Consider the following 12,969-nt stretch of genomic DNA (forward strand, 5'->3'; position numbering starts at 1 on the left):
GAGGCTCAGTCGCCCCGCTCCGCCAGAATCAAATACGCCGTGTGGCGTAACGCTTGAGCATGCTCGGGACATCGAGAATCAGCGCAATGCGACCGTCACCAGTGATGGTGGCGCCCGACATGCCCGGGGTTCCCTGGAGCATTTTGCCCAATGGCTTGATGACCACTTCTTCCTGGCCTACCAGTTGATCGACGACGAAGCCGATCCGCTGTGTACCTACCGAGAGGATCACCACGTGGCCCTCGCGCTGCTCTTCATGAGCGGCGGAAGCGACCAGCCAGCGCTTGAGGTAGAACAGTGGCAGTGCCTTGTCGCGCACGATCACCACTTCCTGACCGTCGACCACGTTGGTGCGCGACAGGTCGAGATGGAAGATCTCGTTGACGTTCACCAACGGGAAGGCGAACGCCTGATTGCCCAACATGACCATCAGCGTCGGCATGATCGCCAGGGTCAATGGGACCTTGATGACAATCTTCGAACCCTGGCCCTTGGCCGAGTAGATGTTGATCGAACCGTTGAGCTGGGAAATCTTGGTTTTCACCACGTCCATGCCCACGCCTCGACCCGATACGTCGGAAATCTCGGTTTTTGTCGAGAATCCCGGCGCAAAAATCAGGTTGTAGCACTCGGTGTCGCTCAGGCGATCGGCCGCATCCTTGTCCATCACACCGCGCTTTACCGCGATGGAACGCAGGACATTAGGGTCCATGCCTTTGCCGTCATCGGAGATCGACAGCAGGATATGGTCGCCTTCCTGCTCCGCCGCCAGGATCACTTTGCCGCCCCGGGACTTGCCCGATGCTTCGCGTTCTTCCGGCGATTCGATACCGTGGTCGACGGCGTTGCGCACCAAGTGGACCAGCGGATCGGCCAGGGCCTCGACGAGGTTCTTGTCGAGGTCGGTTTCTTCGCCAACCAGCTCAAGGTTGATCTCTTTCTTGAGCTGGCGAGCCAGGTCGCGAACCAGGCGCGGGAAACGCCCGAAGACTTTCTTGATCGGTTGCATCCGGGTCTTCATGACCGCGGTTTGCAGGTCAGCGGTGACCACATCGAGGTTCGACACCGCCTTGGACATGGCCTCATCGGCGCTGTTGGCGCCGAGTCGGACCAGGCGGTTACGCACCAGTACCAGTTCGCCAACCATGTTCATGATTTCATCGAGACGCGCGGTATCGACCCGCACGGTGGTCTCGGCTTCGCTGGCGGGCTTATCCGCCGGCGGAGCAGCTTGAGCACGAGCAGGAGCGGCCTTCGCCACTTCGGCTTTTGGCTCGGGAGCTTTGGCAACCGGCTTGGGGGCTGCAGCCTTGGCGACCGGCGTGGCGACCGATGCACTGGCGCCGGTAGCGGTACCGACCTCAGTGAACTTGCCTTTGCCGTGCAATTCGTCGAGCAGCGCTTCGAACTCGTGATCGGAGATCAGATCACTGCCCACTGCGGCGGCAGACGGGGCGGCCGGCACAGGCGCCGAAGCAATCGCCGACTCCAGCGCTTCGACCGCAAAGTTGCCCTTGCCGTGGAGCTGGTCCAGCAGTGCTTCAAATTCTTCGTCGGTAATGTCAGAGCTATCGCCTGCCGCTTTCGGAGCCGCTGGCGCTACGGGAGCCGCTGGCGGGACTACGGCATCAACAGCGAACTGACCTTTACCGTGCAACTGATCGAGCAATGACTCGAACTCGGCATCGGTGATTTCATCGCTGGGCGCGCCAGCGTTGCTGACAGGTGCCGGAGCAACAGGCGCGGCCTCGGCCTGCGCCTTGACGGCATTCAGAGAGTCCAGCAGCTGTTCGAATTCGTTGTCGGTAATGTCACCTGAATCGCTTTCAGTAACCGGTGCCACGTCGACAACCGGCACCGCTTCGTCGGACGACTGCGGTTCAGCCAGACGGGCCAGTGCCGCCAGCAGTTCAGGTGTGGCAGCCGTGATCGGGCTGCGCTCGCGGACTTCGGTGAACATGCCGTTCACCGCGTCCAGTGCTTCGAGAACCACGTCCATCAATTCCGAGTCGACGCGACGCTCACCCTTGCGCAGGATGTCGAAGACGTTCTCGGCGATGTGACAGCACTCCACCAACTCGTTGAGCTGGAGGAAGCCGGCGCCCCCTTTTACAGTGTGAAAACCGCGAAAAATTGCATTGAGCAAGTCCGCATCATCCGGTCGACTTTCAAGCTCGACCAGCTGTTCGGACAGTAGCTCTAGAATCTCGCCGGCCTCAACCAGGAAATCCTGAAGGATCTCTTCATCGGCGCCGAAGCTCATTAATGGGGTGCTCCTACAGGTCTAAAATCCAAGGCTGGATAGCAAATCGTCCACATCGTCCTGACCGGACACAACGTCTTCTCTTTTATCGGCATGAATCTGCGGACCTTCACCCTGAGAGAGATGTTTTTGTGGATCTTTTTCAGCCAGCATCGCTTGACGGTCATGTTCGATGCCCGCAAAGCGGTCCACCTGACTGGCCATCAGCACGAGCTTGAGCAGGTTGCTTTCAACTTCGGTGACCAATTGAGTCACGCGCTTGATGACCTGACCGGTGAGGTCCTGGTAATCCTGAGCGAGCAGAATATCGTTGAGGTTGCTCGTTACGACGCGGTTGTCTTCGCTGCTGCGTGTGAGAAAACCGTCTACGCGCCGGGCGAGTTCGCGGAACTCCTCGGCACCGACTTCACGGCGCATGAACCTTCCCCAATCCGCGCTCAGCGCCTCGGCTTCATTGCCCAGGCTGGTGACCAGCGGCGTGGCGTTTTCGACGAGATCCATGGTGCGGTTGGCCGCCGCCTCAGTCAGCTTGACCACATACCCCAGACGTTCGGTCGCGTCCGTGATCTGCGAGACTTCCTCGGCCTGTGGCATGTTCGGGTCAATCTGGAAATTGACGATCGCGCTATGCAACTCGCGAGTGAGCTTGCCCACTTCCTGGTACAGGCCGCGATCACGGGTCTGGTTGAGCTCATGGATCAGTTGTACTGCGTCACCGAACTTGCCTTTTTCAAGGCTTTCGACCAATTCGACCGCATGTTTTTTCAGGGTCGATTCGAAATCGCCCTGTGAAATTTCATTTTGCTCCATAGCTCCCCCGTGGCGCAGTTGCTCAACCAATGCGTTCGAAAATCTTTTCGATTTTTTCTTTTAACGCCTGGGCCGTGAAGGGCTTGACCACATAGCCGTTTACACCGGCCTGGGCTGCTTCGATGATCTGCTCGCGCTTGGCTTCAGCGGTAACCATCAGCACCGGAAGATGCTTGAGCCTTTCATCGGCACGCACGTGGCGCAGCAGATCGATACCGGTCATGCCCGGCATGTTCCAGTCCGTTACCAGAAAGTCGATGCTGCCGCTGTTGAGGACCGGAATGGCAGTGGTGCCATCGTCAGCCTCGACCGTGTTGGTGAACCCAAGGTCACGCAACAGGTTTTTTATGATCCGCCGCATCGTTGAGAAGTCATCAACGATGAGGATTTTCATGTTCTTGTCCAATTCGACCTCCAAGCAGTCTTAAACGCGTCCAGCACCTGGACACGCCATTTCATTCAATCCGGCAAAGCATTCGATGACTGTCTGGAGCACAGCAGATAGAGACCGGTGCGTACAGAACCCACCAGCCTCGTTCGCAGTGTCCCCACACTGCCTTCAGCGCGCTCGCCACTCCCCCAAACGCCCCCGCAAACGGGCCGCGCACTGGCTGTGTAACTGGCTGACCCGCGATTCGCTAACCCCCAGGACCTCACCGATTTCCTTGAGGTTGAGCTCTTCGTCGTAGTACAGCGCCAACACCAGTCGCTCACGCTCCGGCAAATTGGCAATCGCGTCCGCCAGCGCTGCCTGGAAGCGTTCATCTTCCAGATCGCGCGACGGCTCGAGATGAGCACTGGCGCCATCCTCGTGCAGCCCTTCGTGTTCGCCGTCTTGCAACAGATCGTCGAAACTGAATAACCGGCTGCCCAGGGTGTCGTTCAAAATCCCGTAATAATCGTCGAGACTCAATTGGAGTTCGGCCGCAACTTCGTGATCTTTAGCGTCGCGACCGGTTTTAGCTTCAATCGAGCGAATGGCGTCGCTGACCATTCGGGTATTTCGGTGGACCGAACGTGGCGCCCAGTCCCCCTTGCGTACTTCATCGAGCATCGCGCCGCGGATTCGTATGCCCGCGTACGTCTCGAAACTCGCGCCTTTGCTGGCGTCGTATTTGGTCGACACTTCAAGCAGGCCGATCATGCCGGCCTGGATCAGGTCTTCGACCTGGACACTGGCCGGCAGACGCGCCAGCAAGTGGTAGGCAATCCGTTTTACCAGTGGCGCGTAACGCTCGATCAGCTCGTACTGCGCATCACGGGCCGATTTTTTATAGAGGTTATAGCCACTGGCGGTCATAGCACGGGTCCTGCAGTTTGTTGCACGAGGCGCTCCACGAAGAACTCCAGATGCCCACGCGGGTTAGCAGGCAATGGCCAGGTGTCGACCTTTTGCGCGATGGCCTTGAAGGCCAGCGAACACTTGGAGCGCGGGAATGCTTCATACACGGCGCGCTGCTTCTGCACGGCCTTGCGCACGCTTTCGTCGTACGGCACCGCACCGACGTATTGTAAGGCGACGTCGAGGAAGCGATCCGTGACCTTGGTCAACTTGGCGAACAGGTTGCGACCTTCTTGCGGGCTCTGGGCCATGTTGGCCAGGACACGGAAACGGTTCATGCCGTAATCACGGTTGAGCAGTTTGATCAGGGCGTAGGCGTCGGTGATCGAGGTCGGCTCATCGCAGACCACCAGGAGGACTTCCTGAGCGGCGCGGACGAAACTGACAACCGAATCGCCGATGCCCGCCGCCGTGTCGATCACGAGCACGTCGAGGTTGTCGCCGATATCGCTGAAGGCCTGGATCAGGCCGGCGTGTTGCGCCGGGGTCAGATGAACCATGCTCTGTGTGCCGGACGCGGCCGGAACGATACGAATCCCGCCCGGGCCTTGCAACAGAACGTCGCGTAGCTCGCAGCGGCCTTCGATCACGTCGGCCAGGGTACGTTTGGGTGTCAGTCCGAGTAGAACGTCGACATTAGCCAGTCCGAGGTCGGCGTCCAGAAGCATGACGCGCCGGCCGAGCTCTGCTAGAGCCAGGGACAAGTTCACTGACACGTTAGTTTTCCCGACGCCACCTTTGCCGCCGGTCACCGCGATAACCTGTACGGGATGCATGCTGCCCATGTTATTTCTTTACCTTGTCTTGCATAGACGGAGGCCACATTACTGGCTGCGCGTTCACAAACGGAACAATGCATGGCAGACCATCGATGTAGGTACAAAAACTATTCATTAATACCTCAGCTAACCTGCTTGGTCGGGCTGTGGTAAATATCAGCGAACATGTCAGCCATGGCTTCTTCGCTGGGTTCTTCCTGCATTTGCACGCTGACCGCGCGACTGACCAGCTGATGACGACGCGGCAGATGCAAATCATCCGGAATCCGCGGGCCATCGGTCAGATAGGCCACCGGCAATTCATGACTGATGGCCAGGCTCAACACCTCGCCCAGACTTGCCGTTTCATCCAGTTTAGTCAGGATGCAGCCGGCGAGCCCGCAGCGCTTGTAACTGTGATAAGCGGCGGTTAGAACCTGTTTCTGGCTGGTGGTTGCCAGAACCAGATAATTTTTCGATTTGATACCACGCCCGGCCAGACTTTCCAGCTGCATGCGCAGTGCCGGATCGCTGGCCTGAAGGCCTGCGGTATCGATCAGCACCACGCGTTTGCGCAGCAAAGGATCCAGCGCCTGCACCAGCGACTGACCCGGGTCGACGTGAGTGACCGGGACATTGAGGATGCGGCCAAGGGTCTTGAGCTGTTCCTGGGCACCGATACGGTAGCTGTCCATGCTCACCAGCGCGATGTTCTGTGCGCCGTACTTGAGCACGTAACGCGCGGCGAGCTTGGCCAGGGTCGTGGTTTTACCCATGCCGGCAGGGCCGACCATGGCAATGACACCGCCTTCTTCCAGCGGCTCGATTTCCGGTGTGGCAATCATGCGCGCCAGATGCGCCAGCAACATGCGCCAGGCCTGACGTGGCTCGTCGATGCCAGTGATCATCGCCAGCAGATCACGGGACAACGGGCCGGAGAGGCCGATACGCTGCAGACGACGCCACAGGTTGGCCTGCGCCGGGCGGCTGCCCTGCAATTGGTTCCAGGCTAAGGACCCAAGCTGTACTTCCATCAGTTCGCGCAGGCTGTTGAGCTCGAACCGCATCGAGTCGAACGCGCGCGGGTCGACGCCGCCCGTCGCAGCAGGTGCCGGGGTAGGTCGTGGAGGTTCTGTATAAGTCGGTTCGATCAGCGGTTCGGCGGCAGTCAACGGCAGGCCGGCGAACAATTGGCGATTGGTGCTTTTCTCGCTCTCGCCCTCGCTGCGCAGGCTCAGTTCGGCCTGGGCGGTGACGATCCGCGATTGGGTCTTGCGCAACTCGTCTTCAAGTTCCATGTTCGGAACACGTGGCGCCAGCGCCGACAGTTTGTAATCCAGGGCAGCCGTCAGCTCTACGCCACCGGCGATCCGGCGGTTGCCAATGATGGCCGCATCGGCGCCCAGCTCATCGCGAACCAGTTTCATGGCCTGACGCATATCGGCGGCGAAAAAACGCTTAACTTGCATAAACCACTACCTCAGCCGTTGGGCCCTACTGTCGCAACGATGGTCACTTGCTTGTTGTCAGGAATTTCCTGATACGCCAACACATGCAAACCCGGGACTGCCAGTCGGCCAAATCGCGAGAGCATCGCGCGAACCGGACCGGCTACCAGCAGAATCACCGGTTGACCTTGCATTTCCTGACGCTGCGCCGCGTCGATCAACGAGCGTTGCAGTTTCTCAGCCATGCTTGGCTCCAGCAGAACACCCTCTTCCGAGCCTTGCCCTGCCTTCTGAAGACTATTGAGCAATATCTGTTCCAACCTTGGCTCCAGCGTGATAACTGGCAGCTCGGAGTCAGTGCCTACAATGCTTTGGACGATTGCACGGGATACGCCGACGCGTACGGCGGCCACCAGAGCGGCGGTATCTTGACTCTTCGCCGCATTGTTGGCGATGGCCTCGGCAATGCTGCGAATGTCCCGTACCGGCACTTGTTCGGCCAACAGCGCTTGCAAGACTTTGAGCAACTGCGACAGCGACACCACACCCGGCACCAGCTCTTCTGCCAGTTTCGGCGAGCTTTTGGCCAGCAATTGCATGAGTTGCTGCACTTCCTCGTGCCCGATCAGCTCACTGGAGTGCTTGTACAGAATCTGGTTCAAGTGGGTTGCCACCACTGTACTGGCATCGACCACAGTGTAACCAAGAGACTGAGCCTGGGCACGCTGACTGACTTCAATCCAGACGGCCTCAAGTCCAAAAGCCGGATCTTTGGCGGTGATGCCGTTAAGCGTCCCATAGACCTGACCGGGGTTGATGGCGAGCTCCCGATCCGGGTAAATCTCTGCCTCGGCCAGAATGACCCCCATAAGGGTCAGACGATAGGCACTCGGTGCAAGGTCGAGGTTGTCACGTATATGCACAGTCGGCATCAGAAAGCCCAGATCCTGGGACAGCTTCTTACGCACGCCCTTGATCCGCGCCAGCAGCTGACCACCCTGGTTGCGGTCCACCAACGGAATCAGGCGATAGCCGACTTCCAGACCAATCATGTCGATCGGGGTGACGTCATCCCAGCCAAGCTCCTTGGTTTCCTGTGCACGGGCCGGCGATGGCAGCAGCTCCTGCTGACGCGCCACCTCTTGCAGGGCCTGAACCTTGACGGTGTTTTGCTTTTTCCAGAACAGGTAAGCCCCGCCAGCCGCTACTGCGGCCATGCTGAGGAAGGAGAAGTGCGGCATGCCGGGCACCAGGCCCATCACCGCCATCAAACCCGCTGCCACCGCCAACGCCTTGGGCGAGGCAAACATCTGACGATTGATCTGCTTGCCCATGTCTTCCGAACCGGAAGCACGGGTCACCATGATTGCCGCGGCAGTGGACAGCAGCAGTGATGGCAATTGCGCCACCAAACCGTCACCGATGGTCAGCAGCGCATAAACCTTACCGGCATCGCCGAAGGTCATGCCGTGCTGGAAGATACCGACCGCCATGCCGCCGATCAGGTTGATGAACAAAATCAGCAGGCCGGCGATGGCGTCGCCACGAACGAATTTGCTGGCACCGTCCATGGAACCGTAGAACTCAGCCTCCTGGGCCACTTCCGTACGGCGCATTTTCGCCTGGTTCTGATCGATCAGCCCGGCGTTCAAATCGGCGTCGATGGCCATTTGCTTGCCGGGCATTGCGTCGAGGGTGAAGCGCGCGCTCACCTCGGAAATCCGCCCGGCACCTTTGGTTACCACGACGAAGTTGATGATCATCAAGATGGCGAAAACCACGATACCCACCACGTAGTTGCCGCCGATCACCACCTCACCGAACGCCTGGATCACCTTGCCCGCGGAGGCATGACCGTCCTGACCGTGCAGCATCACCACCCGCGTCGAAGCGACGTTCAATGCCAGCCGCAACAACGTTGCCACCAACAGGATGGTGGGGAACACCGCGAAATCCAGTGGCCGCAAGGCGTACACGCACACCAGCAGAACGACGATCGACAGCGCAATGTTGAACGTGAAGAACACGTCCAGCAGGAACGGCGGGATCGGCAACATCATCATCGCCAGCATGACCAGCAGCAACAACGGCACGCCCAGATTGCCCCGACTTAGATCGGCAACGTTTGTGCGAGCAGTGTTGAGTAACTGAGAGCGATCCACCGGTTTTTCCCCGTCCCTTAAAGCAAACTTTTGACGCCAGAAGCAGGCGCAGAGCGGCTACTGCAAGAAGCCTTCCAACTTTTGCGGGGGGTTTAAACAGAGGGGGTTATCGGAGGATCTTTGTTGCATGGCCGGACCTCAGCAAATCCAACGCATGAACCCAGAGCACCAGACAGGAGGTAAAAGTAAGTATCTGGCTCGACACTTAATGCGTACCGAACCTATCGATTCTGCCTGCGGATGCGTAGCAGTGGTTTACTTCGTCCTCGCACGCAGCCTCGCAGGCCGGGCAGCTGCTACAGGCGTACCTGTCAGGAATCCCGACGGAGATCTGGCGGAATCGGCAAATCATCCTTCAGCGGATCCGGGCGTTTACCCTTGCCCGCGCGGTACTGGCGAATCTGGTAGACGTACGCCAGCACCTGCGCAACGGCCAGATAGAGGCCACCCGGGATTTCCTGTTCCAGCTCCGTGGAGTAGTAAATCGACCGCGCCAGCGCCGGCGACTCCAGCAACAGCACATTATTGGCCACGGCAATTTCACGCATTTTCAACGCCAGAAAGTCACTGCCCTTGGCCACCAGCATCGGCGCCCCGCCCTTGTCCGGGTCGTACTTGAGCGCCACGGCGTAGTGGGTCGGGTTGGTGATGACTACGTCAGCATCGGGGATCGCTGCCATCATCCGGCGCTGGGACATGTCCCGCTGCAGTTGGCGAATCCGTTGTTTAACCTCCGGTCGCCCCTCTTGATCTTTGTGTTCGTCGCGGATTTCCTGCTTGGTCATCTTCAGTTTCTTGGCGCTTTCCCAGAGCTGAAACGGCACGTCCACCGCGGCGATGATGATCAGGCCGCAGGCCATCCACAATGAGCTCCAGCCGACGACTTGCAGGCTGTGAATGATGGCCATGTCCAGCGGCTCATGGGCGATGCGCAGCAGGTCGTCGATGTCCGCTGACAGCACGGCCAGCGCCACAAACAGGATGATGAAAAACTTCGCCAAAGCCTTTAGCAGCTCTATCACGGCCTTGGATGAGAACATCCGTTTGAGCCCTGCGCCGGGGTTCATGCGGCTGAATTTGGGGGCCATGGTGCCGGCGGAAAATAGCCACCCACCCAGGGAAATAGGACCGATCAATGCCGCCAGCAGCAAGGTAATCATCACCGGTTGAATCGCCAGCAGGGCAATCAGTCCTGAATGCATCAGGTAGGCGCCCATCGCGCCCTGGTCGAGCACTACTTCCCGCGACAACGAGAAGTTCATCCGCATCAGCTCCATCAGGTCCTGGGCCAGCGCGCCACCGAAGATCAGTAGCGCACCGGAACCGGCGAGCATGATCGCCAAAGTGTTGAGCTCTTTGGAGCGGGCGATCTCGCCCTTCTCACGGGCGTCCTTTTTCTTTTTCTCCGTGGGGTCTTCTGTTTTGTCCTGACCGCTTTCGCTCTCTGACATGTCTTAGCGCGCCCGTGCCAGTTCGCGTAACCACTGCAAGGCCTCGGAGGCCAGCGGCTGGTACTGATTGATGATGTCCGCCAGACCGACCCAGACGATGAACAAGCCGAGTACCAGTGTCAGAGGAAAACCAATGGAGAAGATGTTGAGCTGCGGCGCCGCCCGGGTCATGACGCCAAACGCGATGTTGACCACCAACAGCGCCGTGATCGCCGGCAACACCAGTAACAGCGCGGCCCCCAGCACCCAACCGAGCTTGCCGGCCAGCTCCCAGAAATGATTGACCATCAACCCGCCGCCAACCGGCAACGTAGTGAAGCTTTCAGTGAGGATTTCGAAGACCACCAAATGGCCGTTCATAGACAGGAACAGCAACGTGACCAGCATGGTGAAAAACTGTCCGATCACCGCGACCGAGACGCCGTTGGTGGGGTCGACCATGGACGCGAAGCCCATGCCCATCTGAATGGAAACGATCTGCCCGGCTACAACGAACGCCTGAAAAAAAAGCTGCAACGCAAACCCGAATATCGCGCCGATGATGATCTGCTCGGCGATCAACAGCCACCCGCTCAGATCCAGCGCGTTGACCGGCGGCATGGGCGGCAGGCCAGGGGCAATCACCACGGTAATGGCCAGCGCGAAATACAGGCGCACACGCTGCGGCACCAGCGTCGTGCCAACGATCGGCATGACCATCAGCAGCGCGCCGACGCGGAACAGCGGCAACATGAAGGTGGCTACCCACGTGCTGATCTGGGTATCGGTCAGCTGCAGCAGCGATTGCATGGCTTAGCCGATAACCTGGGGAATACTGCCGTACAACTGCAGGATGTATTCCATGAAGGTCTGCACCAGCCACGGACCCGCCACGATCAGGGTCACCAGCATCACCAGCAGGCGCGGTAGAAAGCTCAGGGTCTGTTCGTTGATCTGGGTCGCGGCCTGGAACATCGCCACCAGCAAACCCACCAGCAGACTCGGGATCACCAGTACAGCCACCATCATGGTGGTCAGCCAGAGCGCTTCCCTGAAGATGTCTACCGCGACTTCCGGCGTCATGGCGAAACACCACCGAAGCTGCTGGCCAGCGTGCCGATGATCAGCGCCCAGCCATCTACCAGCACGAACAACATGATCTTGAATGGCAGGGAAATGATCAGCGGCGACAACATCATCATCCCCATGGCCATCAGCACACTGGCGACGACAAGGTCGATGATCAGGAACGGAATAAAGATCATGAAGCCGATCTGGAACGCGGTCTTCAGCTCAGAGGTCACGAAGGCCGGCACCAGAATGGTCAGCGGCGCCTGATCCGGCGAAGCGATGTCCGTACGTTTGGACAAGCGCATGAACAACTCCAGATCGCTGCTGCGTGTCTGGGCCAGCATGAAATCCTTGATCGGCACCTGAGCCTTGGCCACGGCATCCTGGGCGGTCAGTTTTTCCGCCAGATAGGGTTGCAGCGCATCCTGGTTAACCCGGTCGAACACTGGTGCCATGATGAACATCGTCAGGAACAACGCCATGCCCGTCAGGATCTGGTTCGAAGGCGTCTGTTGCAAGCCGAGGGCCTGGCGCAGGATCGAGAAGACGATGATGATCCGGGTGAAACTGGTCATCAGCATGACGAACGCCGGGATAAAACTCAGCGCGGTCATGATCAGCAGGATCTGCAGGCTGACCGAATACTCCTGAGCGCCATCGGCGTTGGTGCCCAGGGTGATCGCCGGGATCGACAATGGATCCGCGGCAAACGCCAGCGGCGCAGCCAGCATCAGGGCCAGCGTCAAGACGATGCGTAACGCACCCATTACTTCTTATCCTTCTGATCCTTGCCCATCAGCTCCATCAGACGCTGGGCAAATTCCGGGGTCGCTTTTTCAGTAGCGCTGGGCACCTGCACCGGCTCCTTGAGGACGTGCAGCGCGGTGATAGTGCCCGGGCTGAGGCCGAGCAAAATCTGCTCGTTGCCGACCTGTACCAGCATCAGACGGTCGCGAGGCCCCAGCGCGCGGGAGCCAATCAGCTCGATGACCTGCCCTTTGCCGGCCGGTCCTGCCTGCTGCACGCGGCGCAACAGCCAGGCGAGGAAGAAAATCAACCCCAGCACCAGCAGCAAGCCGAACACCAATTGCGTCAGTTGCCCTGCCACACCGCTGCTGACCGCAGGCGCCGCAGCAGCAACCGTGGCCACCGGCTCGGCGGCCAGCGCGCCAAATGGCAAGGCCAGCAGAACACTCAGAACCTTGTTCACTTAGCGCAGCTTCTTGATACGTTCGCTTGGGCTGATCACGTCAGTCAGGCGAATGCCGAACTTCTCGTTGACCACCACCACCTCACCATGAGCGATGAGCGTGCCGTTCACCAGCACGTCCAGCGGCTCGCCGGCCAGGCGATCCAGTTCGATCACCGAACCCTGGTTGAGCTGCAGCAAGTTACGAATGTTGATGTCGGTACTGCCCACTTCCATGGAAATCGATACCGGGATGTCGAGGATCACGTCCAGGTTTGGACCATCCAGAGTCACCGGCCCGTTGTTTTTTGGCACGCTGCCGAACTCTTCCATTGGCAAACGGCTGGACGGTGAAGTGGCAGCGTCGGCGGCCAGCAAGGCGTCAATATCGTCCTGCCCGTCACCCGCTTCTTCAAGGGCCGCAGCCCATTCATCAGCCAGCGCCTGGTCGTCCTGGGTGTTCATATCGTTAGCCATCATGTGTCCTCGGCGGGCA

At 59.2% G+C, this 12,969-nt stretch carries 13 protein-coding genes; all 13 read right to left on the reverse strand.

The features are described 5' to 3' along the window. Nucleotides 1-28: 28 nt before the first annotated feature. The 13 genes from GBC55_RS01300 to fliN all read right to left on the reverse strand — a co-directional run bounded on the left by GBC55_RS01300 (nt 29) and on the right by fliN (nt 12,950). On the reverse strand, nt 29-2,263 hold the full coding sequence (locus GBC55_RS01300) for a chemotaxis protein CheA (protein WP_162435932.1): 2,235 nt from the start codon (nt 2,261-2,263) through the stop codon (nt 29-31). A gap of 21 nt (nt 2,264-2,284) precedes the next feature. Then, entirely contained in the window at nt 2,285-3,073 is a 789-nt protein-coding gene (locus GBC55_RS01305) for a protein phosphatase CheZ (RefSeq protein ID WP_162435931.1), read from the reverse strand. A 22-nt stretch (nt 3,074-3,095) separates the two neighbouring features. After that, the gene (locus GBC55_RS01310) at nt 3,096-3,467 is read right to left on the reverse strand and encodes a chemotaxis response regulator CheY (RefSeq protein WP_007975363.1); all 372 of its coding nucleotides are present in this window, start codon (nt 3,465-3,467) and stop codon (nt 3,096-3,098) included. 165 nt (nt 3,468-3,632) lie between these two features. Next, entirely contained in the window at nt 3,633-4,373 is a 741-nt protein-coding gene (gene fliA, locus GBC55_RS01315; RefSeq protein WP_007894214.1) for an RNA polymerase sigma factor FliA, read from the reverse strand. Continuing rightward, nucleotides 4,370-5,200 (reverse strand): flagellar synthesis regulator FleN, encoded by an 831-nt coding sequence (gene fleN, locus GBC55_RS01320; RefSeq protein WP_045058906.1) that lies wholly within the window; start codon nt 5,198-5,200, stop codon nt 4,370-4,372. The genes fliA and fleN overlap by 4 nt, the downstream gene beginning before the upstream one ends. A gap of 116 nt (nt 5,201-5,316) precedes the next feature. Continuing rightward, a complete protein-coding gene (gene flhF, locus GBC55_RS01325; RefSeq protein ID WP_162435930.1) occupies nt 5,317-6,642 on the reverse strand; it encodes a flagellar biosynthesis protein FlhF in 1,326 nt (441 codons plus the stop codon). An 11-nt stretch (nt 6,643-6,653) separates the two neighbouring features. Then, on the reverse strand, nt 6,654-8,783 hold the full coding sequence (gene flhA, locus GBC55_RS01330; RefSeq protein ID WP_162435929.1) for a flagellar biosynthesis protein FlhA: 2,130 nt from the start codon (nt 8,781-8,783) through the stop codon (nt 6,654-6,656). A gap of 311 nt (nt 8,784-9,094) precedes the next feature. Then, nucleotides 9,095-10,234, reverse strand: coding sequence for a flagellar biosynthesis protein FlhB (flhB, locus tag GBC55_RS01335; protein ID WP_162435928.1), 1,140 nt, complete (start codon nt 10,232-10,234; stop codon nt 9,095-9,097). Between the two features lie 3 nt (nt 10,235-10,237). Further along, nucleotides 10,238-11,023, reverse strand: a complete 786-nt coding sequence (fliR, locus tag GBC55_RS01340; protein WP_162435927.1) for a flagellar biosynthetic protein FliR — start codon at nt 11,021-11,023, stop codon at nt 10,238-10,240. A gap of 3 nt (nt 11,024-11,026) precedes the next feature. Further along, nucleotides 11,027-11,296 carry a flagellar biosynthesis protein FliQ gene (fliQ, locus tag GBC55_RS01345; RefSeq protein WP_007948918.1) on the reverse strand — a complete coding sequence of 90 codons (270 nt, stop codon included), beginning with the start codon at nt 11,294-11,296 and terminating at the stop codon, nt 11,027-11,029. Further along, a complete protein-coding gene (fliP, locus tag GBC55_RS01350; protein WP_162435926.1) occupies nt 11,293-12,051 on the reverse strand; it encodes a flagellar type III secretion system pore protein FliP in 759 nt (252 codons plus the stop codon). The genes fliQ and fliP overlap by 4 nt, the downstream gene beginning before the upstream one ends. Continuing rightward, complete coding sequence (gene fliO, locus GBC55_RS01355) at nt 12,051-12,494, reverse strand: flagellar biosynthetic protein FliO (protein WP_162435925.1); 444 nt, start codon at nt 12,492-12,494, stop codon at nt 12,051-12,053. The genes fliP and fliO overlap by 1 nt, the downstream gene beginning before the upstream one ends. Then, on the reverse strand, nt 12,495-12,950 hold the full coding sequence (gene fliN, locus GBC55_RS01360) for a flagellar motor switch protein FliN (protein WP_162435924.1): 456 nt from the start codon (nt 12,948-12,950) through the stop codon (nt 12,495-12,497). Between the last annotated feature and the right edge of the window lie 19 nt (nt 12,951-12,969).

Origin of the sequence: Pseudomonas sp. TNT3, from assembly GCF_010095445.2 — a bacterium.
Lineage (GTDB): Bacteria > Pseudomonadota > Gammaproteobacteria > Pseudomonadales > Pseudomonadaceae > Aquipseudomonas.